Source organism: Saccharomonospora amisosensis (assembly GCF_011761185.1).
GTDB classification, from domain to species: Bacteria; Actinomycetota; Actinomycetes; order Mycobacteriales; family Pseudonocardiaceae; genus Saccharomonospora_A; species Saccharomonospora_A amisosensis.
The window spans coordinates 1,908,766-1,934,423 of sequence record NZ_JAAOYM010000001.1 but is presented as its reverse complement, the minus strand read 5'-3'; the positions used below and the strand labels follow the sequence as shown (position 1 = coordinate 1,934,423).

Genomic DNA, 25,658 nt, shown 5'->3' with positions numbered 1-25,658 from the left:
CGTCAGACCTTGTCGATGCTGGAAAGCGCGACGGCCAGTTCGGTGTGCACCGCGTCGAAGCGCTCGACATGCTCCGCCACCGGCAGGTCACCGAGTTCGTCGAGCGCGGCGACGGCCTCCTCGATCCCGGCGCGCGGGTCGGCGTCGTGCGCCGCGTGCCCGGGAGGGGGCCCCGGCACGGGCCTTTCGGCTGGGTCTGTCTGTTCTCGCACGACCCAACGCTAACCGATCCGGGCGCGCACTCGCTCACACCAGGCCCAGCTCCGCCAGCGCGGCCTCGGCGATCTCCTCACCCGCCCGCACCGCCGATGTGCCGTGCCGCCATGCGGCGGCACACAGCGCCCTCAGCAGATCCACGGCGTCGCGCTCTCCGTTGCTCGACGCGACCAGCACGCCGTCCTCGGCGCAGACGCGCCAGCCTGGCCGGGGGGCGACCTCCAGCTCATCGGCCTTGCCTTGCAGCGCTGTCAGATCGGTTGCCAGGTACCGGGGGCGTTCGGCGGGCCCCGCCGCGAGCAGCTCGGCCGGGGTCGCGACACCGCTGAGCACGGCCAGCGAGGCGAACCCGGTCGCGGTAGCGCCCGCGATATCGGTGTCGAGCCGGTCACCGACCACGAGCGGATCGCCCGCCGCGGCCGACTCGGCCGCAGTGCGCAGCACCGGCGGGCGCGGCTTGCCCGCGATCTCCGGCTCGGCGCCGGTCGCGGCCCTCAGCGCGGCCACCATGGAACCGTTGCCGGGAAGTTCGCCACGTTCGGTGGGCAGGGTGACGTCACCGTTGCAGGCGACCCAGTACGCACCAGCTCGCACGGCCAGGCAAGCCCGCGCCAGGTCCGCCCAGCAGGTGTCGGGTGAGTGTCCCTGCACCACGGCGTCGACCCGCTCGGCCTGTTCATCGGTCGCCCCGGCCGCGGGCACCGCCCGCAGTCCCACACCATCCACCTCAGCGGCCAGCGACGCGGTGCCGACCACGAGCACCGCCGCGCCCTCCGGCAACCGCTGCCGCAGCACCTGCGCGGCCGCCTGTGCGCTCGTGCTCACCTCGCCCGCGTCCGCGGCGACACCGAGCGCGGTCAGGTGCTCAGCGACGGCCGAGGGGGCTTTCGCCGCGTTGTTGGTGACGAACCGGACGGCGACGCCGCGCCTTCGCACGCTGGTGATCGTCTCGGGGACCCCCGTGATGGGGCGCGCCCCGCGGTAAACCGTGCCATCCAGGTCGAGCAGCACGGCATCGTGCCTGTCCAGTAGCAGCATCGACTCAGCCACCAGCCAACTCCCCGGCACGCTCGGCGGCATCGGTCTCTTCCTCCAGATCCGCGTCGGCCGCGTGCAGGAACCAGCGCACCGCCTCGTCGGTGCGCCCAGCGGCGGCGAGGTTGTCCGCATAGGCGTAGAACAGTCGCGCGCTCCACGGCTCGCTTCGCTTCGGGTCCAGGTCGTCACCCTGCAAAGCCACCACGGCCGCGTCGAGTTGCCCAAGGTCGCGGCGCGCACCGGCGGCGACGATACGCAGTTCGACCTGGACCTCCTTCGGCAATGTCTTCAGATCGGTCTCCTTGGCGATGTCCAGCGCGCGTTCCGGCCTGCCCAGTGCCCGCTCCGCGTCGGCGATCACGGCGACGTGCGCGTCGGTGCGGGTCATACGGCGCACCGCACGCAGCTCCGACAATGCCTCCGACCAGTTTCCCGCGTGGTACGCGGCGAGCCCGACGGCTTCCCGCACGACGGGGATTCTCGACGCCTTCGACTTGGCGTACCTGGCATGGGTGAGTGCGGCCTCGGGGTCCTCGTCCACCAGTGAACCCGCCGCGACGAGATGGCGACCCACGCGCTCGGCGAGGTCCTTGGGCAGGGAACGCAACTCCCGGCGCGCTTCGAAGTCGAGGTCGGCGAAGTCGATGTCCTCAGGCAGTTCCGGAGCCTCCAGCAGCTCACGCGCCACCACCTCGTCGCGCTGCCCGCGCTCGCGTGGCGCCCGGGCAGCGCGGTGCGGCCCACCCTCGCGACGCGGCTGCTCACGGCGTGCACCGGAGTCCTGCCGTTGCCTGTACTCCCGGCGTGGCCCGCCTTCTCGACGCTGCCGATACTCGGCACCACCCCGGTGCGGCCTGTCCTCGCCGGCGGCGCGGTTGTCCCGGCGAGGCCCGTCGTGGCCACGCGCTCCGTCGCCATGGCGCGGCCGTCCGCCACCATGACTTCCGTGACCGCTCTGCCGTCCGTGCCCACCATGACCTCCGTGCTCTCCGTGACCGCCGCGCCCCGTGCGGCGGTCGCCGTCGGGCCGACCGGAATCCTCTCGATCGCGGCGCGGCCGGTAGGAGCGGTCCCGCTCGTCGCGGCCGGACCCACGGTCTCGCTGTGACCGCTCTCCGTGGCCGAACCTACCCGAACCGTCCCGGCCCCGTTCGTCCCCGATCCGTTCGTCCTGTCCGGGTCTGCCGTGCCCGCCACGGCCGCGATCCTGGCTGCCATCCTGCCTGCGCGGGTCCTGGCCACGGGCCCTGTCGTCGCGCCGCCTGCGATCGTCGCGGTACGCCCGAGCACCCTCGCCAGCCGGCTTGTTCCGGCGATCCTCGTCGCGTCGCCGCGGTCGAGCGGACTCGCCGTCGTTCTCTGAGTCGCGCCGGCCGAACTCGGACACGTGTCCTCCTAGTGCGCACTATGAACGTAGACATACCGAAGGCCCGTTAGGACGGTCAGCCGACCTATCCTAACGGGCCTTTGGTTGTTGGTGTTCGGCGGTGTCCTACTCTCCCACACCCGTGGGGGTGCAGTACCATCGGCGCTGGCAGGCTTAGCTTCCGGGTTCGGGATGGGTCCGGGCGTGTCCCTGTCGCTGTGGCCACCGAAACGGTGGTGAAACAACCACGGTGTGGTGTGGTGTTTCAGAGTTGCAGAGTGGGTGCGGGTGCATGGGGGTTTTGTGGTGAAGTCCTCGGCCGATTAGTACCAGTCCACTCCAGAGCGCATTGCTGTGCTTCCATGTCTGGCCTATCTACCCAGTGGTCTGCTGGGGGCCTTACCCCACGGGGGGTGGGAGACCTCATCTTGGAACGGGTTTCCCGCTTAGATGCCTTCAGCGGTTATCCCTTCCGAACGTAGCTAACCAGCCGTGCCCCTGGTGGGACAACTGGCATACCAGAGGTTCGTCCGTCCCGGTCCTCTCGTACTAGGGACAGCCTTCCGCAAGTCTCCTACGCGCGCGGCGGATAGGGACCGAACTGTCTCACGACGTTCTAAACCCAGCTCGCGTGCCGCTTTAATGGGCGAACAGCCCAACCCTTGGGACCTACTCCGGCCCCAGGATGCGACGAGCCGACATCGAGGTGCCAAACCATGCCGTCGATATGGACTCTTGGGCAAGATCAGCCTGTTATCCCCGGGGTACCTTTTATCCGTTGAGCGACACCCCTTCCACCAGGAGGTGCCGGATCACTAGTCCCTGCTTTCGCACCTGCTCGACCCGTCAGTCTCACAGTCAAGCTCCCTTGTGCACTTACACTCAACACCTGATTGCCAACCAGGCTGAGGGAACCTTTGGGCGCCTCCGTTACCTTTTGGGAGGCAACCGCCCCAGTTAAACTACCCACCAGGCACTGTCCCCCACCCCGATCAGGGGCGCGGGTTGAGGTTCCCCATCCGGCCAGAGTGGTATTTCAACAATGACTCCACCCGCACTGGCGTGCGGGTTTCCCAGTCTCCCACCTATCCTACACAAGCCGAACCGAAAACCAATACCAAGCTGTAGTAAAGGTCCCGGGGTCTTTCCGTCCTGCCGCGCGAAACGAGCATCTTTACTCGTAGTGCAATTTCGCCGGGCCTGTGGTTGAGACAGCCGGAAAGTCGTTACGCCATTCGTGCAGGTCGGAACTTACCCGACAAGGAATTTCGCTACCTTAGGATGGTTATAGTTACCACCGCCGTTTACTGGCGCTTAAATTCTCAGCTTCACCCCCCGAAAGGGGCTAACCGGTCCTCTTAACGTTCCAGCACCGGGCAGGCGTCAGTCCATATACATCGACTTACGTCTTCGCATGGACCTGTGTTTTTAGTAAACAGTCGCTTTCCGCTGGTCTCTGCGGCCGACCCACCCTAGCCCGCGCGGGGCTTCAGGTGTTTCGGCCCCCCTTCTCCCGAAGTTACGGGGGCAATTTGCCGAGTTCCTTAACCACAGTTCACCCGATCGCCTTGGTATTCTCTACCTGACCACCTGTGTCGGTTTGGGGTACGGGCCACGCGCACACTCGCTAGAGGCTTTTCTCGGCAGCAGAGGATCACCCTACTTCGCCACAACGGCTATGCATCACGCCTCACCCTCGTCATCGAAGACAGCCCGACGGATTTACCTGCCGGGCGGGCCACACGCTTACACCAGTATCACCACTGACTGGCGGGGCTACCTTCCTGCGTCACCCCATCGCTTGGCTACTACAAGCTCAGGTCCCACGCACACCCACACCCATCTCCGAAGAAACAAGCGCGGGGCGGGTGGTTAGTCTCACCTGCCTCGCCAGGGACGCGCACACGCGGGTACGGGAATATCAACCCGTTGTCCATCGACTACGCCTGTCGGCCTCGCCTTAGGTCCCGACTTACCCTGGGCGGAACAACCTGGCCCAGGAACCCTTGGTCATCCGGCGGCAGAGATTCTCACTCTGCATTCGCTACTCATGCCTGCATTCTCACTCCCACACCCTCCACCACTCGTTTCCACGATGGCTTCCCTGGATGCAGGACGCTCCCCTACCCACCCACACGACTACACCAACAACCCCGCAGGGACAATCGGCGGATCTCATGTGCAGGTGACACGGCTTCGGCGGTGTGCTTAAGCCCCGCTACATTATCGGCGCAAAACCACTTGACCAGTGAGCTATTACGCACTCTTTCAAGGATGGCTGCTTCTAAGCCAACCTCCTGGTTGTCTCAGCGACTCCACATCCTTTCCCACTGAGCACACACTTAGGGGCCTTAGCCGGTGTTCTGGGCTGTTTCCCTCTCGACGACGAAGCTTATCCCCCGCCGTCTCACTGCCACGCTCTCACACACCCGTATTCGGAGTTTGGTTGACTTCGGTAAGCCGGTAAGCCCCCTAGGCCATCCAGTAGCTCTACCCCAGGCGTGAAACACGTGACGCTGCACCTAAATGCATTTCGGGGAGAACCAGCTATCACGGAGTTTGATTGGCCTTTCACCCCTACCCACAGCTCATCCCCCAGGTTTTCAACCCTGGTGGGTTCGGGCCTCCACACCGTCTTACCGGCGCTTCACCCTGGCCATGGGTAGATCACTCCGCTTCGGGTCTAGACCACGCGACTCCACACGCCCTCTTCGGACTCGCTTTCGCTCCGGCTACCCCACCCGGGTTAACCTCGCCACGCAGCACTAACTCGCAGGCTCATTCTTCAAAAGGCACGCCATCACCACCACACAAGGCAGCAGCTCTGACGGCTTGCAGGCACACGGTTTCAGGTACTCTTTCACTCCCCTCCCGGGGTACTTTTCATCTTTCCCTCACGGTACTCGTCCGCTATCGGTCACCAGGAAGTATTTAGGCTTACCGGGTGGTCCCGGCAGATTCACAGCAAATTCCACGAGCTCGCTGCTACTCGGGGAAACACCACCACAACACCGCCATGCAGTTTTCGCGTACGGGACTCTCACCCACTCCGGTCAACCATCCCAGGCTGTTCCACTAACCACACACGGCATCACCAGAAGTGTCAGCTCCTGAACAGTGGCACCCCACAACCCCGCACACACAACACCTGACAGCTTGACATGCGCACGGTTTAGCCTCCTCCGCTTTCGCTCGCCACTACTCACGGAATCACACTTGTTTTCTCTTCCTACGGGTACTGAGATGTTTCACTTCCCCGCGTTCCCTCCACACACCCTATACATTCAGGTGCGGGTGACACCCCATCACGGGTGCCGGGTTACCCCATTCGGACACCCTCGGATCACAGCTCGGTTGACAGCTCCCCGAGGCTTATCGCAGCCTCCCACGTCCTTCATCGGCCCCTGATGCCCAGACATCCACCATGTGCCCTACACAACTTGACCACAAAGATGCTCGCACCCACTCTGCAATTCTCAAACACCACACCGAAACAACACCACGTGTTGCCTCAAAACCCAACAGCGCACCAACAGACCCCGCACCACCACCCCACAACAGGGCAGAACACAGCACAGGACGCGTTTGTGGCGGTCCACCAAAACCACGAACAACCGTGGAACAGTTGCTCCTTAGAAAGGAGGTGATCCAGCCGCACCTTCCGGTACGGCTACCTTGTTACGACTTCGTCCCAATCGCCAGTCCCACCTTCGACCACTCCCCCCCACCAACGTGGGTTAGGCCATGGGCTTCGGGTGTTACCGACTTTCGTGACGTGACGGGCGGTGTGTACAAGGCCCGGGAACGTATTCACCGCAGCACTGCTGATCTGCGATTACTAGCGACTCCGACTTCACGCAGTCGAGTTGCAGACTACGATCCGAACTGAGACCGGCTTTAAGGGATTCGCTCCACCTCACGGTATCGCCACCCTCTGTACCAGCCATTGTAGCATGTGTGAAGCCCTGGACATAAGGGGCATGATGACTTGACGTCATCCCCACCTTCCTCCGAGTTGACCCCGGCAGTCTCCCACGAGTCCCCGGCATAACCCGCTGGCAACATAGGACAAGGGTTGCGCTCGTTGCGGGACTTAACCCAACATCTCACGACACGAGCTGACGACAGCCATGCACCACCTGTACACCAACCACAAGGGAACACCCATCTCTGGATGCGTCTGATGCATGTCAAGCCCAGGTAAGGTTCTTCGCGTTGCATCGAATTAATCCACATGCTCCGCCGCTTGTGCGGGCCCCCGTCAATTCCTTTGAGTTTTAGCCTTGCGGCCGTACTCCCCAGGCGGGGCGCTTAATGCGTTAGCTACGGCACGGGACACGTGAACAGCACCCCACACCTAGCGCCCAACGTTTACAGCGTGGACTACCAGGGTATCTAATCCTGTTCGCTCCCCACGCTTTCGCTCCTCAGCGTCAGTATCGGCCCAGAGACCCGCCTTCGCCACCGGTGTTCCTCCTGATATCTGCGCATTCCACCGCTACACCAGGAATTCCAGTCTCCCCTACCGAACTCAAGTGATGCCCGTATCCACCGCACGCCCACGGTTAAGCCGTAGGTTTTCACGGCAGACGTGACACACCGCCTACGAGCTCTTTACGCCCAATAATTCCGGACAACGCTCGCACCCTACGTATTACCGCGGCTGCTGGCACGTAGTTAGCCGGTGCTTCTTCTCCCAGTACCGTCAAGCCGAAACCCTTCGTCCTGGGCGAAAGAGGTTTACAACCCGAAGGCCGTCATCCCTCACGCGGCGTCGCTGCATCAGGCTTGCGCCCATTGTGCAATATTCCCCACTGCTGCCTCCCGTAGGAGTCTGGGCCGTGTCTCAGTCCCAGTGTGGCCGGTCACCCTCTCAGGCCGGCTACCCGTCACCGCCTTGGTAGGCCATCACCCCACCAACAAGCTGATAGGCCGCGGGCTCATCCCATACCACCCAAAGGCTTTCCACACACCACCATGCGACGATGTGTCCTATCCGGTATTAGACCCCGTTTCCAAGGCTTATCCCGAAGTACAGGGCAGATTACCCACGTGTTACTCACCCGTTCGCCACTCATCCACCCAGCAAGCTGAGCTTCAGCGTCCGACTTGCATGTGTTAAGCACGCCGCCAGCGTTCGTCCTGAGCCAGGATCAAACTCTCCAACAAAAACCCTGAACTCAAACTCAAAAAAACCCACAAAAAAGGGGCAAAAACAAACACCACAAACACAAAATCTGCTAGCACACTGTTGAGTTCTCAAACAACACGTGGTTGTTGAGGGCGCCGTCATCCCCACCTGCCCGACTCGGCCTGTGTGGGAGGACTCGCCCTTTTGGGAACACCCACTCTATCACCTTCAACGGTGAGAGCTTGGCTCGCATTCCCCTGCCTGGTAACCCGCGCCAGGATCTTGCCCGGCCCGGTCTCCCCGGCGACAAGGAAAAGATTACACCCCTTGTCCCCCGCCGTGCACAGGGGGGTCACTTCCAGCGAAACCCCTGGTCAGCGAGCTATTTCAGGCGAGCAGCCGAACCCCCGCCAGGGTGCGCTTGCCCCTGCGCACCACAAGCCACCGCCCGTGCAACGCATCGCCCGGCGAGGGACGCCACTCCGCGTCGGTGATCTTGGTGTTGTTCACGTACGCACCGCCCTCCTTGACGGTGCGCCGCGCGGCACCCTTGCTGTCCACGAGCCCGCCCGCCAGCAGCACGTCGACGATCGTCGGCTCGTCGGTCAGCTTCACCTCACCTGTCGGCACCTCGGCCATCGCCGCGTCGAGCGTGGCGGGCTCCAGTTCTGCGAGCTGTCCCCGGCCGAACAGGGCCTGGCTGGCCGCGACCACCTGCCGCGTCTGGTCCTCACCGTGCACCAGGTCGGTCAACTCCTGTGCCAACCTGCGCTGCGCCAGCCGCGCCGAGGGACGCTGGGAGGTTTCCCGCTCCAGCTCGGCGATCTCGTCGGCATCGAGGAAGGTCAGCAACTTCAGGCATTCCACCACGTCCGCGTCGGGCAGGTTCACGAAGTACTGGTACCAGGCGTACGGCGAGGTCAGCTCCGGATCCAGCCAGACGTTGCCGCCGCCGGTGGACTTGCCGAGCTTTCGCCCCTCGGAGTCGGTGATGAGCGGTGTGGTCAGCGCGTGGACCTGTTCGCCGTGCACCCGACGAACCAGGTCCACACCCGCCAGGATGTTGCCCCACTGATCGGAACCGCCGACCTGTAGCCGCACCCCGTAGCGCTCGAACAGCTCCCGGTAGTCGGTCGCCTGCAACAGCAGGTAGCTGAACTCGGTGTAGGACATCCCGTCGCCCTCGAGCCTGCGGCGCACGGTCTCCCTCGCCAGCATCGTGTTGATCGAGAAGTGCTTACCGATATCGCGCAGGAAAACGGGCACGGTCATGGAGCCGAGCCAGTCGAGATTGTTGACCTCGACGGGCGCCACATCCGGATGATCGAAGTCGACGAACTTCGCCAGCTGGCCACGCAACCTGCCCGCCCACTCGCGCACCTGCTCCTCGGAGTGCAGCACCCGCTCGCCCACCTCCCTGGGGTCACCGATGAGCCCGGTGCCCCCACCGGCGAGCAGTACCGGCCGGTGGCCCGCGTTCTGGAAGCGGCGCAGCATCAGCATCTGTACCAGGTGTCCGGCGTGCAGGCTCGGGGCCGTGGGGTCGAAGCCCGCGTAGACCGAGATCGGGCCGCCGTCCAGGTCCCGGCGCAACGCGTCGAGATCGGTGGAATGCGCGATCAAACCGCGCCAGGTCAGCTCGTCAAGGATGTGCTCGCTCACGTCCCGCATCATCCCTCACGGCCGCCTCACGCGCGTACGCGCCCGCCCTCCCCGCCGGTAGGTGCTGACCGCGGGCGAACCAGCGATCCAGAACCGCCACGGCACGTCCATCGCCGCGGCGACCCCCACCCTCGGTCCGGCGTGAATCCGGTCGCTCGGCACCGGCCTGCCCGCCAGCAGCCGCACCGGCGAACCCGCGTCGGTGAGGTCGACGCCGTTGTGGGACCTGTCGATGCCCAGCACCGACGTCAACACGGCGGGGCCCTTGGCTACCGCGCCGCCGCCGCGCGCCGTGGGGCGGCGGGAGGCGGCCAGCTCCCTGCCCTCGACGACCTCTCCGGCGCGCAGCAGCACCGCACCCGGCTCGCCGTCACTGAGGCCGACGATGTTGGCGCAGAAATGCATGCCGTACACGAAATAGACGTAGAGGTGCCCGGCCGGACCCCACATCACTTCGTTGCGAGCCGTGCGGCCGCGGTAACAGTGCGACGCCGGGTCGTCCAGCCCCCGGTATGCCTCCACCTCGGCGAGCCGCACCCGCACGACGCCGTCGTCCCCGCGCGCCTCCAACACACAACCGAGCAGCCTGCGTGCGAGCGGCACCGGGTCAACGGCCAGTTCCTCGCGTCCCATGACCCGCTCTCCGACGTCCCCATCGGTCACCCGCAACCCCCGCTCGCCGCACATTTCGCCGATCAAGGCTAGTAGCAGGACCGTGCGGCATACGCACGGGTCACAGCTCGAGCAGTTCCAGGCTCACCGTCGCGACATCACCGGGGCGGAGTCCCTCGGCACGGCGGACGGCTCGCTTGACCGGCAGCAGGTATCCGCGCGTGCGGTCGGGAAAGACGGAGGTCGACCACCTGGTGGCGCCGATACCGACCCGTACCCGCGACGACCCGAACCCCCTGCGGGGGCCCGCCAGCGCACGGATGTCCTCGGCCAGGTCCTCGGGCAGGGTCGCGAACATCCAGCTGTCGCGACGTTCGGGGTCCCACACCCACAGTCGCGCATCGAACTCGGTGATCACACCGGCAGGATGGCACCGGGTACCGACAAGTTCGTGGCGGCCGCACCCGAGGCCGCACCGTCAGCCGAGTTCGGCGAGCTGCGCGACGGCGGGTGCCATGCCGTCGATCCATGCCGCCGGCGAACCGGTGGTCGGCGTGACGACGACGGTTCGTACGCCGAGCTTGGCGTAGTCGGCCATCGCACGCACGAACTGGTCGCGGGTGTCGGGGCTCGGCCGTGGATTGTTGGCCAGCACCGTCTTGTGGATGTCGTCGTAGTCCCTGCCGACGTCGTCACAGTGCCGTCGCAGGACGTCGAGCTTGTGTTCGACGTCGGCAGGTGAGGAGGCGAACAGGTTGCAGGCGTCGCCGTACCGCGCCACCAGGCGCAGCGTCTTGCGTTCCCCGCCGCCCCCGATGAGCACCTTCGGCCGGTGGATCGGCTGTGGCGAGCACAGCGTCTCGGCCAGCTGGTAGTGCTTACCCTCGAACGGCCCGTTGTTGTCCGGGTCCCACATCTGGCCGCAGATGCGCAGCGTCTCCTCCAGCCGCTCGAACCGCTCGGCCACCGGCGGGAACGGCACCCCCAGACCTCGGTGTTCACGTTCGAACCAGGCGGCGCCGATGCCCAGCGCGGCGCGGCCGCCGGAGAGCACGTCCAGCGTGGTGACGATCTTGGCGAGCAGTCCGGGGTGCCGGTAGGTCACCCCCGTGACGAGCAGGCCGAGCTCGATCGTGGAGGTGTGCGCGGCCAGGTAGCCGAGCGTGGTGTAGCCCTCCAGCATGTGCGCCTCGGCCGGGAGCCCGGTCGGCTCGATCTGGAAGAAGTGGTCCATGAAGGACAGCCAGGTGGCGCCGCTGGCCTCCGCCGAGGCGCCCACCCTGGCCAGCTCGCCTGCGATCGAGCCTGTGCCACCGTCGATGTCGAAGATCGGGATGTGAAAGCCGAGCTCCATGAAGCGCTCCCCTGTTTCGGATGGCAGATCCGTGCTCCCGCACGCTAGCCGCTGGAGCGCACTCCAGGTCAAGACGCGCGAAAAGCGCGATCGCGTCAGGTCTCACAACTGAGACGGCGCGGGCGCCGCGCGCCCGTAGCCTCCCTGACAGAACCCATGGCAAACCGGCGAAGCGAAGGGACCACCGATGACAGCGACACCACCCAGCGGCAACGCCCGTGAGGCGCCGCCGCTGGCTTGTCGGTCGCGCGGCGAGCCAGCGGGCGCGGCCGCATGAACCCGGCCTTTCGCGCGGCGATGGCACAGGTGTGCACGCCGGTAGCGGTCGTGACAGGCATGGACTCCGTGCTGCCGCACGGCACCACCGTCAGCGCCTTCGCCTCGCTGTCGATGGATCCGCCCATGGTGCTCGTGGCGCTCGACCGGCACTCGGCGCTGCTGGCCGTGCTGCGCAGGACCCGCCGGTTCGGCGTCAACGTGCTCGGCAACGGGCAGGCGGCACTGGCCTCGCGATTCGCGCGCAAGGGCGGTGCCGCCAAGTTCGCGGGCACGCCGTGGCGAACACACGCGGGCGTGCCACGCATCCCGGGAGCCGGTGTCTTCCTCGGCCGCACGGTGGCCGATCTCGTGCTCGGCGACGTGTGCCACGCCGAGTCCAGCGGCGGCGCGCCGCTGACCTACCACCGGCGAACCTTCGGCACGCACACAAGGACCGGGGAAGTGGTGTCACGGTGACGTTCTTGTCGGCGGCTCACGTTCCTCACCGGTGCCGCTGAATCCCGCTTCGCCCGGGCCGTCCAAAGGACCGGGTGGCACTTCAGGAGCGTTCGGCCGCCACCCACGCACGGTGCTCGGCCACCCGGGCGAGCAGCCGGTCGCGCTGCTCGGCGACGCGCACCGGAGCGGTGCCGCCCTTGGCGTCACGGGAGGCCACCGACCCCGCCACCGTCAACACCTCGCGCACCTTCGGGGTCAGTGCGGGGTTGATCCGGGCCAGTTCGTCGTCGGTCAGCTCGGGCAGACCCACACCCCTGCCCTCGGCCACCCGGACGCACTCACCCGCGGCTTCGTGCGCCACCCGGAACGGCACGCCCTGACGCACCAGCCACTCCGCGATGTCGGTGGCGAGCGTGAACCCCGCGGGAGCCAGCTCGGCCAGCCGTTCGGTGTGGAAGGTCAGTGTCGACACCATGCCCGCGATCGCCGGGAACAGCAGTTCCAGTTGCGCCACGGAGTCGAACACCGGTTCCTTGTCCTCCTGCAGGTCCCGGTTGTAGGCCAGCGGTTGCGCCTTCAGCGTCGCGAGCAGGCCGGTGAGGTTGCCGATGAGCCGTCCCGACTTGCCACGGGTCAGCTCGGCGACGTCGGGATTCTTCTTCTGCGGCATGATCGAGCTGCCGGTGGCCCATGCGTCGTCGAGGGTCACGTAACCGAACTCGGCGGTGTTCCAGATGATGACTTCCTCGGCGATGCGGGACAGGTTCACCCCGAGCATCGCCAGCGCGAACGCGAACTCGGCGACGAAGTCGCGCGAGGCGGTGCCGTCGATCGAGTTCTCCACCGAACGCGGAAAGCCCAGTTCCTCGGCGACAGCCTCGGGGTCCAGCCCCAGCGACGACCCGGCCAGCGCGCCGGAGCCGTACGCGGACTCGGCCGCTCGGGCGTCCCAGTCGCGCAGCCTGCCGATGTCACGCAGCAGCGACTGCGCGTGCGCCAGCAGGTGGTGGGCGAGTAGCACCGGTTGCGCGTGCTGCAGGTGCGTGCGCCCCGGCAGGACCGCGTCCGGGTGCCGCCGCGCCTGCTCGACAAGCGCGTCGAGCACGTCCAGCGTCCCGGACACGATCCGGCGTGCCGCGTCGCGCAGCCACATCCGAAACAGCGTCGCCACCTGGTCGTTGCGGGAACGACCCGCCCTGAGCTTGCCGCCCAGTTCGGCGCCCGCCCGCTCCAGCAGGCCCCGCTCCAGCGCGGTGTGCACGTCCTCGTCGGCGACGGTCGGGACGAACGCGCCGGAGGCCACGTCCTCGGCGAGCAGGTCCAGCGCCGCCAGCATGGCGGCCAGCTCGTCGTCGCTGAGCAGGCCGGCCTTGTGCAGCACGCGAGCGTGTGCCCGCGAACCCGCGATGTCGTAGGGCGCGAGCCGCCAGTCGAAGTGCGTCGACGCGCTGAGTGCGGCCATCGCGGCCGCGGGCCCGGCTTCGAACCTGCCGCCCCACAAGCGGGCGGGCTGTCCGGAGTCGTTCACGCTCGCCTCTCAGCCCTTGCTCTGCTGCCGCTTCGCGGCGATCTTGCTCGGCAGGCCCCACAACTGCACGAACCCCTTCGCCAGCGACTGGTCGAAGGTGTCGCCCTCGTCGTAGGTGGCCAGGTTGAAGTCGTAGAGCGACTCCTGGCTGCGCCTGCCCGTTACGGTCGCCGTGCCGCCGTGCAGCACCATCCGGATGTCGCCGGTGACGTGCTCCTGCGCCTTGCCGACGAACCCGTCGAGCGCCTCCTTAAGCGGCGAGAACCACAGGCCGTCGTAGACCAGCTCACCCCAGCGCTGTTCGACCTGCCGCTTGAACCTGGCAAGGTCGCGCTCGATGGTGACGTTCTCCAGCTCCTGGTGCGCGGTGATCAACGCGATGGCGCCGGGCGCCTCGTACACCTCGCGGCTCTTGATGCCGACGAGCCGGTCCTCCACCATGTCGAGCCTGCCGATACCGTGCGCGCCCGCGCGCCGGTTGAGCTGCTGGATGGCCTCGAGCACCGTTACCCGCTGGCCGTCGATGGCCACGGGCACACCCTTGTCGAAGGTGATGACCAGTTCGTCGGGTGCCTGGAAGTGCACCGTCGGCTCCTGGGTGTAGGAGTAGACCTCCTTGGGCGGGGCGTTCCACAGGTCCTCGAGGATGCCGGTCTCCACTGCCCTGCCCCACACGTTCTGATCGATCGAGAACGGCGACTTCTTGGTGACGTCGATGGGCAGGCTGCGGTCCTCGGCGTAGGCGATCGCCTTCTCCCTTGTCCACGCGAAGTCCCGCACAGGTGCGAGCACGTCCAGGTCGGGGGCCAGCGCGCCGATGCCGACCTCGAAGCGCACCTGGTCGTTGCCCTTGCCGGTGCAGCCGTGCGCGACGGTGCCCGCACCGTGGTACTTCGCCGCCTCCACGAGATGCTTGACGATCAGCGGCCGGGACAGCGCCGACACCAGCGGGTAGCGGTCCATGTAGAGCGCGTTGGCCTGCAGCGCTGGCAGGCAGTACTCGTCGGCGAACTCCTCGCGAGCGTCGGCGACCACCGCCTCGACGGCACCGCACTCCAGCGCCCGCTTGCGGATGGTCTCCAGGTCCTCGCCACCCTGCCCGAGGTCGACGGCCACGGCCACCACCTCGGCACCGGTCTCCTCTGCGATCCAGCCGATCGCCACCGAGGTGTCGAGCCCGCCCGAGTACGCGAGCACCACCCGGTCAGTCTTGCTGTTCACTTTCGTTGTCTCCGTTCGTCACGTCCGGGGTCGATCGCCGCGCCAATGCCGCGAATCGTTCGGCCAGGTCCTTGCCGGTGAGCGGTTCCCGTGCGATCACCGCCACCGTGTCGTCGCCCGCGATGGAACCGACGACCTCCTCCAGCGCGGCCCTGTCGATCGCGCTTGCCATGAACTGCGCGGCCCCGGGCGGGGTGCGCAGCACCATCAGGTTGCCCGACGGCTCCACCGACACCATCAGCTCGCCGAGCAGTCGGGACAGCCGCGCCGTGCCGCCCTGCACGCCGCGGACCGGGCTGCCGTCCTCCGGGATCACGTACACCGGCGCACCGGAGTCCGCTCCGCGCAGCTTCACCGCGCCCAGTTCGTCGAGGTCTCGGGACAGGGTGGCCTGCGTGACATCGATGCCCTCGCCCGCCAGCAGCTTCGCCAGTTCGGTCTGGCTGTGGATGGCCCTGCTCGACACCAGTTCCACGATCCTGGCCTGGCGACCCGCTCTGCTCATCGTCGCTGCTCCAGCAGCCACACCAGCAGCGCCTTCTGTGCGTGCAGCCGGTTCTCCGCCTCGTCCCACACCGCGCTGGCGGGCCCGTCGATCACCTCGTCGGTGATCTCCGCGCCCCGGTGGGCGGGCAGGTCGTGCAGCACGATCGTGTCCTTACCCGTCTTGGCCAGCAGGTCGGCGTTGACCTGGTACGGCTGGAACGGGGTGACGCGATCCTTGCCGTCACCCTCCTGCCCCATCGAGGTCCACGAGTCGGTGGTCACCACGTCGGCGCCGTCGACGGCCGCGTGCGGGTCGGTGAAGACCTCCGCGCTACCGCCGGTGAGCGCGGCGCGGGCGCGGACCGCTTCCAGCACCCACGGCAGTGGGTGGAAGCCCTCCGGCGCGGCCACCCTGACGTGCAAGCCCGCCGTCACCCCACCGAGCAACAGCGAGTGCGCCATGTTGTTGGCCGCGTCGCCGAGGTAGGTGAGCGTCAGACCGGACAGCGTGCCCTTGCGTTCACGTACGGTCTGCAGGTCGGCGAGGATCTGGCAGGGGTGGAACTCGTCGGTCAGCGCGTTGACGACGGGCACGGTGGCGGTGCGCGCGAACTCCTCGATCCTGCTCTGCGCGAACGTACGCCACACAACGAGGTCGACGTAGCGGGAGAGCACCCGTGCCGTGTCGCCGATGGTCTCCTCGCGACCGAGCTGCATGCTCCTGCCGTCGACGATCACCGGGTGGCCGCCCAACTGCGCGATGCCGACCTCGAAGGAGAACCGGGTGCGCGTGGAGTTCTTCTCGAAGATCACCGCGATCGCTTTCGGGCCCGCGAGCGCGTCGCCGTGGGGCTGCTTCTTCAACTCGTCGGCGAGATCGAGAACGGCGGCCTGCTCCTCGGGAGTGAGGTCGTCGTCGCGGAGGAAGTGGCGAGGCATGATCGTCAGCCCTTCTCGGTGGTGGCGTCCAGCACGCCGGGCAGGGCCGCGAGGAACTCGGCCGCCTGCTCCCGGCTGAACACCAGCGGCGGGGCGAGCCGGAGCACGTCCGGCTGCACCGGGTTGGTCAGAAAGCCCGCTCGCTGCGCGGCGGCGGCGACCTTGGCCGAGACCGCCTCACGCAGCAGCACGGCGAGCAACAGTCCCCGGCCACGCACACCCAGCACCAGCGGGTGCTCCAGCCGTTCGATGCCGTCGCGAAGCTCCTTGCCGACCGTACTCACCTGCTCAAGCAGGCCCTCGGTCTCGATCGTGTCGAGCACGGCCAGCGCCGCGGCGCAGCACACCGGGTTGCCGCCGAAGGTCGTGCCGTGCTGTCCCGGCTCGAACAGTGAGGCCGTTTCACCGACCGCGACGCAGGCGCCGAGCGGCAACCCGCCACCGAGGCCCTTGGCGAGGGTGAACACGTCGGGAGTGATGCCCGCCTGCTGGAAGGCGAACCAGCTGCCGAGCCTGCCGATGCCGGTCTGCACCTCGTCCACCACCAGCAGCGCACCGTGCCTGCTGGTGAGCTCCCGTGCCGCCCGCAGGTAGTCGTGGGGCGGGACGACCACACCGTTCTCGCCCTGCACCGGCTCGACCACGAACGCGGCGGTCTCGTCGTCGATCTCGGCCTCCAGCGCGGCGACGTCGCCGTAGCGGATGTGCCGGACTCCTGGCACCAGTGGCTCGAACGGCGTGCGCTTGCCCGGCTGGCCGGTCAGCGACAGCGCGCCCATGGTGCGGCCGTGGAACCCGCCGTCGGTGGCGATCACCTTGGTCCTGCCGGTGCGCCGGGTGAGCTTGAAGGCCGTCTCGACCGCCTCCGCGCCGGAGTTGCAGAACAGCACCTTCCCACCGGCCACGCCGGACAGTTCGAGCAGGCGTTCCGCGAGTGTCAGGGCGGGCTCGTTGATGTAGAGGTTGGACGTGTGGCCCAGCGTCGCGACCTGCTCGGTCACGGCTGCCACGATCGCGGGGTGCGCGTGGCCGAGCGCGTTCACCGCGATTCCGGTGACCAGGTCGAGGTAGCGGTTGCCGTCGGCGTCGGTCACCACCGCGCCCTCACCTCGGGTCAGCGTCAACTGCGGCGTGCCGTAGTTGTTCATCATCGTGGACTGCCACCGCGACTGGTTGTCCTGGTTGGACACTACTCGCCCCCGTCCTTCGGCAGGACCATCGTGCCGATGCCCCGCGAGGTGAACACTTCCAGCAGCACCGAATGCGCGATCCTGCCGTCGATCACGTGTGCCCTGCGCACGCCACCGTTGACCGCCCGAAGGCACGCCTCCATCTTCGGGATCATGCCGCTGGCCAGGTCGGGCAGCATCCGCTCGAGCCGGTCCGCGGTGATCCGGTCCACCAGTGAGGACCGGTCGGGCCAGTCGGCGTACAGGCCCTCCACGTCGGTGAGCACCACCAGCTTCTCCGCGCCGAGCGCGGCGGCCAGCGCGCCAGCCGCCGTGTCGGCGTTGACGTTGTGCACCACGCCGTCGACGTCCGGAGCCACTGTGGACACCACGGGTATCCTGCCCGCGTTGACGATGTCGAGCACCGCGTCGGGGTTGACGTCGGCGACCTCCCCGACCAGCCCGACGTCGACCGGTTCACCATCCACAGTGGCCTGTTTGCGTTCCGCGGTGAACAGGTGCGCGTCCTCACCGGAGATGCCGACGGCGTAGGGCCCGTGCGCGTTGATCAGGCCGACCAGTTCCCTGCTCACCTGCCCGACGAGCACCATCCGCACCACGTCCATGGCCTCCGGCGTGGTGACCCGCAGGCCGCCCTTGAACTCGCCGGCGAGCCCGAGCCGGTCCAGCATCGCCGAGATCTGCGGCCCGCCGCCGTGCACAACGACCGGGCGCAGCCCCGCTATCCGCAGGAACACCATGTCCTGGGCGAAGGCACGCTTGAGGGCGTCGTCGGTCATCGCGTTGCCGCCGTACTTGACGACAACGGTGGCGCCGTGGAAACGCCGCAACCACGGCAGCGCCTCGATGAGCACCTCCGCCTTCTGCGACGCGCTCACCAGGCGCTCGTCGGCACCGATCAGGGACTGCGAGTCGGTCATGTCGAGTACGCCGAGTTCTCGTGCACGTAGGCGTGCGTGAGGTCGTTGGTCCACACGGTGGCCGATTCCGTGCCCGCCTTGAGGTCGACGGTGACGGTAACGGCGCGGTCGGTGAGATCCACCTTGCCCCTTGGCTCTCCTGGCCCGCCGCCCCGGCACACCCACACTCCGTTGAACGCCACGTCGAGCTCGTCCGGTTCGAACGCCGCGCTGGTCGTTCCCACCGAGGCGAGAATGCGTCCCCAGTTCGGGTCCTTGCCGTACACCGCGCACTTGAACAGGTTGCTGCGGGCGATCGCCCTGCCCACCTCCACCGCGTCGGACTCGCTGGCGGCGCCCACCACCTCGATCGCGATCTCGTGCTCGGCGCCCTCGGCGTCGGCAAGCAACTGCATGGCCAGGTCGTGGCACACCTGCCGCACCAACTCGAAGAACTCAGCCTCGTCGGGCCGCACCCCGGACGCCGCGCTGCACATCAGCAGCACGGTGTCGTTTGTGGACATGCAGCCGTCGGAGTCGAGCCGGTCGAAGGTAACCCTGGTGGCCTCCCGCAGCGCGCGGTCGGCGGTCGAGCCGTCCACGTCGGCGTCGGTGGTCAGTACGACCAGCATCGTCGCCAGCGCGGGGGCGAGCATGCCCGCGCCCTTGGCCATGCCCGCGACGCGGTAGCCCGAGCCTTCCCGCACCGCCTGCTTGCTGCGGGTGTCGGTGGTCATGATCGCCTCCGCGGCCGCGGCGCCGCCGCCGTCGGACAAGTCGGCGAGGGCACCCGCGATGCCGGTGGACAGCTTCTCGGCATCGAGTTGGTCACCGATCAGGCCGGTGGAGCACACCACGACGTCGATCGGGCCGATCCCGAGCCCTTCCGCTACCTGCTCGGCGGAGGCGTGGGTGTTCTGGAAACCCTGCGGGCCGGTGTAGCAGTTGGCACCGCCGGAGTTGAGCACGACGGCCTTCGCCCTGCGGTCGGTCATCACCTGCTCGCTCCACAGCACCGGGTTGGCCTTGCAGCGGTTGGTCGTGAACACGGCGGCGGCGGCGTCACCGGGCCCGTCGTTGACCACGAGTGCCACATCAGGCTTGCCACTTGGCTTGAGTCCCGCTGTGACACCGGCGGCGCGAAAACCCTTCGGGGCTGTGATCGTCACGGCGCGACTCCAACGGTGGACAGCCCCGCGGTCTCTTGCAGGCCGAGGGCGATGTTCATGGACTGGACTCCGCCGCCGGCGGTGCCCTTGGTGAGGTTGTCGATGGCCGCGACCGCCACCAGCCGACCGGCGTCGGCGTCTACGGTGACCTGCAGTTGCACGTTGTTCGATCCCAGTGTGGCGGCCGTGGTCGGCCACGCGCCGGTCGGCAGCAACTGTACGAACGGCTCGGCCGCGTACGCCTTCTCGTACGCCACGCGAACCGCCTCGGCGTCGGCGTCGGTGGCGAGCGGAGTGGAAGCGGTGGTGAGGATGCCACGAGGCATCGGCGCGAGCACCGGCGTGAACGACACCGCGACCGGGCGGCCCGCGACGGCGCTGAGGTTCTGGATGAACTCCGGCGTGTGCCGGTGAGCGCCGCCGACACCGTAGGCGCTGGCCGAGCCCATCACCTCGGAGCCGAGCAGGTGCGGCTTGAGGCTGCGGCCCGCGCCGGAGGTGCCGGTGACGGCCACGATCGTGGCCTCGGGCTTGGCGAGACCCGCCGCGAACGCCGGTGCCAGCGCCAGCGTGCCGCCCGTGGGAAAGCAGCCGGGAACGGCGATGCGCCTCGCGCCGCGCAACCGCTCTCGCGCTCCTGGTAGCTCCGGCAGCCCGTACGGCCAGTGACCCGTGTGCTCGCCGCCGTACCACCGTTGCCAGTCCTGCGCACTCGCCAGCCGGTGGTCGGCGCCGAGGTCGATCACGACGACGTCGGGTCCCAGCCGCGCGGCGATCTCAGCGGAATGCCCGTGCGGCAGCGCGAGGAACACCACATCATGCCCCGCCAGTGCCTCGGTGGTGGTCTCGCCGACCACACGGTCCGCCAGCGGAGCCAGGTGCGGGTGATGCTGGCCGAGCGGAGTTCCGGCGCTACTGGCCGCCGTCACCGCCCCGATCTCCACCTCGGGGTGGGTGAGCAGCAGGCGAAGCACCTCGCCGCCCGCGTAGCCGCTCGCTCCGGCCACCGCTACCTTTACCGTCATGTGAATGATTATGCATCATGCCGCAAGATCAATCAAACGGGATTCGTCGCGGCACTCGTTCACGGCTCTCGATGGTAGGCACGAGCGCAGAACTCGCGGACAGGAGCGGGGGACTCGCGGGCAGGAGCGGGGGACTCGCGGGCAGTCAGTCTCAGCCGCGCAGAACCGCCCCGAAGCGCTCCTTCGCGGCCTCCACCGCCGCGTCCCGCGCCCGCGTCGCCTCCTCCACCGTGAGCGTGCGGTCAGGCGCGCGGAACCGCAGCTTGTACGCCAGCGACCGGTTGCCCTCGCCGATCTGCTCACCGGTGTAGCTGTCGAACAGCGTGACGTCCTCGATCAAGTCGCCCGCACCGCCGCGCAGCGCGTCGGCCAACTCGGCCGAGGGGACCTGGGCGTCCACCACGAGCGCGACGTCGAGCAGCACCGGAGGGAACGGCGAGATCGACGGTGCGGGCCTGCGCCGCACCAGCGGCACGGCGTCCAGGTCGAGTTCCATCGCCACCGTCCGCCTCGGCAGCTCAAGCGCCTCGACCACCTTCGGGTGCAGCTCACCCGCGTGGCCGACCGGAACGCCGTCCACGAGCAGGCGCGCACAGCGACCCGGGTGCCACGGCAGCATGTCCGCCGACTCGGTGCGAACCTTCACGCCCGCGGCCTCGCCGATGAGCCGCGCGGCCTGGACCGCGTCGGCCCAGTTGGCGTCCTCACCGGCGCCCCACCAGCCCGCGCGCCTGCGCTGCCCGGTAAGTACCGCCGCGACGTGCAACGGCTGGGCGGGCACGGCCGCCTCGAGCGCGGCCAGTTCCCGCTCGTCCGGCCTGCGGTCCACCCTCGGGTCGGGCGCCGCGCCCTGCTCCGCCCCCGGCCGCACGACCTGCCCGATGTGGTACAGCGCCAGATCACGCAAGCCGCGCGAGATGTTGCGCTGCAACGTCTCCAGCAACCCCGGCAGCAGCGTGGTCGCGAGCTGGTTCTTGTCCGACTCCAGCGGGTTGAGCACGGTCATGGTGCGCCTGCGTGCGTCGTCGTCGGGCAGCGAGAACGCGTCCCACACCGACGCCGAGACGAACGGGAACGGCAGCACCTCGACGTAGCCCGCCTCCGCCAGTGCCCTTGAGACGGCGCGCCTGCGGCGTTGCGCCTCGGTGAGCCCACGGCCCGCCGGCGCGGCGGGCAGCACAGACGGGATGCTGTCGTAGCCCTCCAGCCGCAGCACCTCCTCCACGAGGTCCATGGGCTGTACGAGGTCAGCGCGCCAGCTCGGCGGTACGGCTGTGACCACGGCGGTGCCGTCGTCGCCGGTGCCGATCGCGACCCGGCAACCGATCTGGGTCAGCCTGCGCACGGTGACACCGCGCTCGTAGCGCACCCCCGCCACCTGGTCGGGCAGGCTGATCGGCATCGTGATGGCGGCGGGCGGATCGACCTGCCCCTCGTCGGTGCGGCCAGGCTGGATGCCACCGTCGCCGTACTGCCGCAGCAGCCGGGCCGCGCGCTCGACGGCCACGGCGCACAACTCCGGGTCGGTGAAGCGCTCGAAACGCTTGGCGGCCTCGGAGAACAGCCGGTGCCTTCGGGCGGTCCTGCTGATCGACGCCGGGTCCCAGTGCGCCGCCTCCAGCAGCACGTCGGTGCTGCTGGAGCTGATCTCGGTGCTCGCCCCGCCCATGGTGCCCGCAAGCGAGATCGCCCCGGTGTCGTCGGCGATCACCACGTCGTCGGGGTCCAGCTCCCGCTCGACGTCGTCGAGCGTGGTGAGCTTCTCCCCCGCCTTGGCCCTGCGCACCACCAGGTCACCCTTGATGGACCCGGTGTCGAAGGCGTGCAGCGGGTGGCCGAGTTCGAGCATCACGTAGTTGGTGACGTCCACGGCCAGCGAGATGGGACGCATCCCCGCCAGCAGCAGCCTGCGCCGCATCCACCACGGAGTAGGCACACCCGCGTCGAGCCCGGTCACCCTGCGCAGCACGAATCTGCGGCAGCCTTCGGTGTCCTCGATGTGCACCGGCCACGCGTCGGTCTCGGCGTCGGGCACGTCCTGTGCGCCCGGGTCGCCGAACGGCGCGTCCAGCGCGCACCCCAGTTCCCGCACCAGGCCGCGGACCGACAGCGTGTGGCCGAGGTCCGGGGTTGGTTCCAGCTCCAGCACGGCGTCGTCGAAGTCCAGTACCTCGTGAGCGTCGTCGCCGGGACCGGCCGTGCCGGAGGGCAGCACGAGGATGCCCGTGTGGTCGTCGCCGAGGCCGAGTTCGCGCGCCGAGCAGATCATGCCCTCGCTGACGTGCCCGTACGTCTTGCGCGCCGAGATGGCGAACCCGCCTGGCAGCACGGCACCCGGCAGTGCGACCACGACCAGGTCGCCCTCCGCGAAGTTGGTGGCACCGCAGATGATGCCGTTGGTGGGTGGCAACACGGACTCGACAGCGTCACGGTCGGCACTGTCTTCGTCGCGGTCGGCGTCGCCTGCGACCGCGCCCACGTCCACCCGGCAGTACCTGATCGGCTTCTTGAACTCGGTGAGCTCGGTGATCTCGACGACCCGGCCGATGACGAGCGGCCCCTGTACCGGTTCGAGTTCGTGCACGCCGTCGACCTCGATGCCGACGCGCACGAAGGCGTCCGCAAGCTGCTCCGCCGTGACGTCGTCGCTGAGCTCGAGGTGTTCTTTCAGCCAGCTGACGGGGACCCGCACTACGCCTCCGTTCCGAAGGGCAGGGTGAACCGGACGTCACCCTCCACCATGTCACGCATGTCGGGAATGCCGTTGCGGAACTGCAGCGTGCGCTCCAGCCCCATTCCGAAGGCGAACCCGGAGTAGCTGTCGGGGTCGACACCGCAGGCCCGCAACACGTTCGGGTTCACCATGCCGCAGCCGCCCCACTCGACCCAGCCTGGACCGCCCTTCTTCTCCGGGAACCAGACGTCCACCTCGGCGGAAGGTTCGGTGAACGGGAAGAAGTGCGGCCGGAACCTGGTGCCCGACTCCTCGCCGAACATCGCCCTGGCGAACGCGTCGAGGGTGCCCTTGAGGTGTGCCATGGTGAGGCCCTTGTCCACCGCCAGCCCCTCGACCTGGTGGAAGACAGGAGTGTGCGTGGCGTCGAGTTCGTCGGTACGGAAGGTCCGTCCAGGGCACACCACGTACACCGGCAGCTCCCTGTGCAGCAGCGCCCTCGCCTGTACCGGGGAGGTGTGCGTGCGCAGCACCAGGTTGGAGCCCTCGGGTGCGACGTAGAAGGTGTCCTGCAACTGCCGGGCCGGGTGGTCCTTACCGAAGTTGAGCGCGTCGAAGTTGAACCACTCTGCCTCCAGTTCCGGGCCCTCTGCGACCTCGTAGCCCATGCCCACGAAGACGTCGGCGATGCGCTCGGCGATGGTGGTGATCGGGTGCCGCGCGCCACGGGGAACCCGGTCCCACGGCAGCGTGACGTCGACGGCCTCCTCGCGCAGTACCCGCTCGTCCCGCTCGGCCTGCAGTGCCGCACGCCGGGTGTCGAACGCGGTCTGGATCGCCTGCCTCGCCTCGTTGACCCGCTTGCCGGCCTCGGCCTTGCCGTCCTTGGGCAGTGATCCGATCGCCCTGCGGGCGAGCAGCAGCGGAGAGTTGTCACCGAGGTGGGCGGGTTTCACCGCGGCCAGCTCGTCCAGGTCGGCGGCGGCCGCGAACTCCTCCTCAGCCGACTTGATCGCCGCTTGCAGGGTTTCGGGCGCGAGCGGCTCGGCCTGACTCGACTCTTGTTCGTCGAAGGTTTCGGACATGACTCCTCGAACGTCCGCTGACGGTTGCGGCCGCACGCGGCGCGAGCGCACGGTGAGCGGTTGACGAGCGGATTCTATGTGATCGGTGCTGACACGCGCGGATCACCCTTCGGCCTGGCCGTGGGTCAGTACCCGCGCGTACAGGCATACGGCGGCGGCCGTGGCGAGGTTGAGGCTCTCCGCCCTGCCGAGAATGGGAACGCGCACGGCCGTCTCGGCCGCTTCGAGCACCTCGGGTGGCAGCCCGTGGGCCTCACTTCCGAACAGCCACGCCGTCGGCTCCCGAAGCCACGGCGCCGCGGTGAGATCGTGCTCGGCGTAGCCGTGCGCGGCGACGGTGCGCAACCCGGCACGCCGACACTGCGCCAGCACCGTGGCCACATCGCGTTCCGTTGCGACGGGAAGGTGGAACAGGCTTCCTGTGGAGGCACGCACGCACTTGCCGTTGTGCACGTCGACGGCCTCTCCCGCGAACACCACCGCATCGGCACCCGCGGCGTCGGCCACCCTCAGCACCGTTCCGGCGTTACCGGGGTCGGTGACTCCGACGAGCACGGCAACCTGACGGGGGACGCCCGCCAGCGCTGTCGCGAGCGGAACGGTGATCTCCTCGCACACCGCCACGATGCCCTGTGGCGACACGGTTTCCGACAGCAGCTCGGCGGCCCGCTGCGTGACGAGCGAGACCTTGGGTGCGCGCCGCAGCAGCTCCTCGTGGCGGCAGAACGCGGGCTCGGTGACGAACACCTCGCGCACCCGGCCGTGCGTCAGGGCCTCCCGTACCGCCTGCGCGCCCTCGGCGAGGAAGCGACCGGCCTCGGCCCTGCCGGAGCGGGTGGTCAGGCGCCTTGCCGCGACGACCCGGGGCGTCCTGTGGGTATACAGGACGTGCCCGGGTGAGCTGTCGCTGATCAGGCCGACTTCTGCTCGCCGGCCGGGAGGCTGTTCCTGGCCACCTCGACGAGCGCGGTGAATGCCGCCGCGTCGTTCACCGCGAGTTCGGCCAGGATCTTGCGGTCGACCTCGACACCGGCGGCCTTGAGGCCTTGGATGAACCGGTTGTAGGTGACGCCGTTGGCGCGGGCCGCCGCGTTGATGCGGGTAATCCACAGCTGGCGGAAGTCACCCTTGCGGGCACGGCGGTCCCGGTAGGCGTAGTTCAGCGAGTGGAGTGTCTGCTCCTTCGCCTTGCGGTACAGCCGCGAACGCTGGCCACGATAACCACTGGCCAGCTCGAGAGTTGCGCGACGCTTCTTCTGGGCGTTCACCGCCCGCTTGACGCGTGCCACGGGTCCATCCTGTCAGTCTCGGGGGGGCACCTGCGGCGCCCCGATGGGTTGGGAGCG

At 68.0% G+C, this 25,658-nt stretch carries 21 protein-coding genes and 3 rRNA genes; 2 read left to right on the top strand and 22 right to left on the bottom strand.

The genetic code is table 11. The features are described 5' to 3' along the window. Positions 1–2: 2 nt before the first annotated feature. The 3 genes from FHU38_RS09370 to FHU38_RS09360 are packed head-to-tail and all read right to left on the bottom strand — an operon-like array spanning position 3 to position 1,945. A complete protein-coding gene (locus tag FHU38_RS09370; RefSeq protein ID WP_167165471.1) occupies positions 3–212 on the bottom strand; it encodes a hypothetical protein in 210 nt (69 codons plus the stop codon). A gap of 34 nt (positions 213–246) precedes the next feature. Next, positions 247–1,296, bottom strand: coding sequence for an HAD-IIA family hydrolase (locus tag FHU38_RS09365; RefSeq protein WP_167169028.1), 1,050 nt, complete (start codon positions 1,294–1,296; stop codon positions 247–249). Next, positions 1,259–1,945 (bottom strand): hypothetical protein, encoded by a 687-nt coding sequence (locus FHU38_RS09360; RefSeq protein ID WP_313886716.1) that lies wholly within the window; start codon positions 1,943–1,945, stop codon positions 1,259–1,261. Before FHU38_RS09360 ends, FHU38_RS09365 begins: the two co-directional genes overlap by 38 nt. Before the next feature lie 42 nt (positions 1,946–1,987). Here FHU38_RS09360 and FHU38_RS09355 point away from each other — a divergent pair, with 42 nt between their 5' ends. Beyond that, a complete protein-coding gene (locus FHU38_RS09355; RefSeq protein WP_167169025.1) occupies positions 1,988–2,362 on the top strand; it encodes a hypothetical protein in 375 nt (124 codons plus the stop codon). A 371-nt stretch (positions 2,363–2,733) separates the two neighbouring features. Here FHU38_RS09355 and rrf read toward each other — a convergent pair. The 7 genes from rrf to FHU38_RS09320 form a co-directional block, all read right to left on the bottom strand. Then, positions 2,734–2,850: ribosomal RNA gene (rrf, locus tag FHU38_RS09350) — 5S ribosomal RNA — on the bottom strand. 73 nt (positions 2,851–2,923) lie between these two features. Continuing rightward, positions 2,924–6,066, bottom strand: a 23S ribosomal RNA gene (locus FHU38_RS09345). Between the two features lie 190 nt (positions 6,067–6,256). Next, positions 6,257–7,789 (bottom strand): 16S ribosomal RNA (locus FHU38_RS09340). Together the 16S, 23S and 5S rRNA genes form the textbook arrangement of a ribosomal RNA operon. A 349-nt stretch (positions 7,790–8,138) precedes the next feature. Next, the gene (gene tyrS, locus FHU38_RS09335; protein WP_167169022.1) at positions 8,139–9,413 is read right to left on the bottom strand and encodes a tyrosine--tRNA ligase; all 1,275 of its coding nucleotides are present in this window, start codon (positions 9,411–9,413) and stop codon (positions 8,139–8,141) included. Positions 9,414–9,428: 15 nt separating this feature from the next. Continuing rightward, positions 9,429–10,046: a DNA-3-methyladenine glycosylase gene (locus FHU38_RS09330; protein WP_208416151.1), complete on the bottom strand. Its 618-nt coding sequence runs from the start codon at positions 10,044–10,046 to the stop codon at positions 9,429–9,431. A gap of 100 nt (positions 10,047–10,146) precedes the next feature. Beyond that, positions 10,147–10,443 carry a DUF1905 domain-containing protein gene (locus FHU38_RS09325; protein ID WP_167169017.1) on the bottom strand — a complete coding sequence of 99 codons (297 nt, stop codon included), beginning with the start codon at positions 10,441–10,443 and terminating at the stop codon, positions 10,147–10,149. A gap of 60 nt (positions 10,444–10,503) precedes the next feature. Then, complete coding sequence (locus FHU38_RS09320; protein WP_167169014.1) at positions 10,504–11,379, bottom strand: LLM class F420-dependent oxidoreductase; 876 nt, start codon at positions 11,377–11,379, stop codon at positions 10,504–10,506. Positions 11,380–11,652: 273 nt separating this feature from the next. On the opposite strand from FHU38_RS09320, the gene FHU38_RS09315 reads away from it, so the two are divergent. Next, a complete protein-coding gene (locus FHU38_RS09315) occupies positions 11,653–12,114 on the top strand; it encodes a flavin reductase family protein (RefSeq protein ID WP_208415614.1) in 462 nt (153 codons plus the stop codon). A gap of 82 nt (positions 12,115–12,196) precedes the next feature. On the opposite strand, the gene argH is transcribed toward FHU38_RS09315, so the two are convergent. The 12 genes from argH to rplT all read right to left on the bottom strand — a co-directional run bounded on the left by argH (position 12,197) and on the right by rplT (position 25,601). After that, positions 12,197–13,624, bottom strand: a complete 1,428-nt coding sequence (gene argH / locus FHU38_RS09310) for an argininosuccinate lyase (RefSeq protein WP_167169011.1) — start codon at positions 13,622–13,624, stop codon at positions 12,197–12,199. A 9-nt stretch (positions 13,625–13,633) separates the two neighbouring features. After that, positions 13,634–14,845 carry an argininosuccinate synthase gene (locus FHU38_RS09305; protein ID WP_167169008.1) on the bottom strand — a complete coding sequence of 404 codons (1,212 nt, stop codon included), beginning with the start codon at positions 14,843–14,845 and terminating at the stop codon, positions 13,634–13,636. Further along, on the bottom strand, positions 14,829–15,350 hold the full coding sequence (locus tag FHU38_RS09300; RefSeq protein ID WP_167169005.1) for an arginine repressor: 522 nt from the start codon (positions 15,348–15,350) through the stop codon (positions 14,829–14,831). Before FHU38_RS09300 ends, FHU38_RS09305 begins: the two co-directional genes overlap by 17 nt. Then, on the bottom strand, positions 15,347–16,270 hold the full coding sequence (gene argF, locus FHU38_RS09295; protein WP_167169002.1) for an ornithine carbamoyltransferase: 924 nt from the start codon (positions 16,268–16,270) through the stop codon (positions 15,347–15,349). The genes FHU38_RS09300 and argF overlap by 4 nt, the downstream gene beginning before the upstream one ends. A gap of 5 nt (positions 16,271–16,275) precedes the next feature. Continuing rightward, complete coding sequence (locus FHU38_RS09290) at positions 16,276–17,460, bottom strand: acetylornithine transaminase (protein ID WP_167168999.1); 1,185 nt, start codon at positions 17,458–17,460, stop codon at positions 16,276–16,278. Then, a complete protein-coding gene (gene argB / locus FHU38_RS09285; protein WP_167168996.1) occupies positions 17,460–18,380 on the bottom strand; it encodes an acetylglutamate kinase in 921 nt (306 codons plus the stop codon). The genes FHU38_RS09290 and argB overlap by 1 nt, the downstream gene beginning before the upstream one ends. Then, positions 18,377–19,528: a bifunctional glutamate N-acetyltransferase/amino-acid acetyltransferase ArgJ gene (gene argJ / locus FHU38_RS09280; RefSeq protein ID WP_167168994.1), complete on the bottom strand. Its 1,152-nt coding sequence runs from the start codon at positions 19,526–19,528 to the stop codon at positions 18,377–18,379. Before argJ ends, argB begins: the two co-directional genes overlap by 4 nt. After that, positions 19,525–20,553: an N-acetyl-gamma-glutamyl-phosphate reductase gene (gene argC, locus FHU38_RS09275; protein WP_167168991.1), complete on the bottom strand. Its 1,029-nt coding sequence runs from the start codon at positions 20,551–20,553 to the stop codon at positions 19,525–19,527. Before argC ends, argJ begins: the two co-directional genes overlap by 4 nt. A gap of 151 nt (positions 20,554–20,704) precedes the next feature. Beyond that, positions 20,705–23,245, bottom strand: a complete 2,541-nt coding sequence (pheT, locus tag FHU38_RS09270) for a phenylalanine--tRNA ligase subunit beta (RefSeq protein WP_167168988.1) — start codon at positions 23,243–23,245, stop codon at positions 20,705–20,707. Continuing rightward, a complete protein-coding gene (gene pheS, locus FHU38_RS09265) occupies positions 23,245–24,312 on the bottom strand; it encodes a phenylalanine--tRNA ligase subunit alpha (protein WP_167168985.1) in 1,068 nt (355 codons plus the stop codon). Before pheS ends, pheT begins: the two co-directional genes overlap by 1 nt. A 102-nt stretch (positions 24,313–24,414) precedes the next feature. Next, entirely contained in the window at positions 24,415–25,227 is an 813-nt protein-coding gene (locus tag FHU38_RS09260) for a TrmH family RNA methyltransferase (protein WP_208416146.1), read from the bottom strand. Beyond that, positions 25,224–25,601, bottom strand: coding sequence for a 50S ribosomal protein L20 (gene rplT / locus FHU38_RS09255; RefSeq protein WP_167168982.1), 378 nt, complete (start codon positions 25,599–25,601; stop codon positions 25,224–25,226). The genes FHU38_RS09260 and rplT overlap by 4 nt, the downstream gene beginning before the upstream one ends. Positions 25,602–25,658 lie beyond the last annotated feature (57 nt).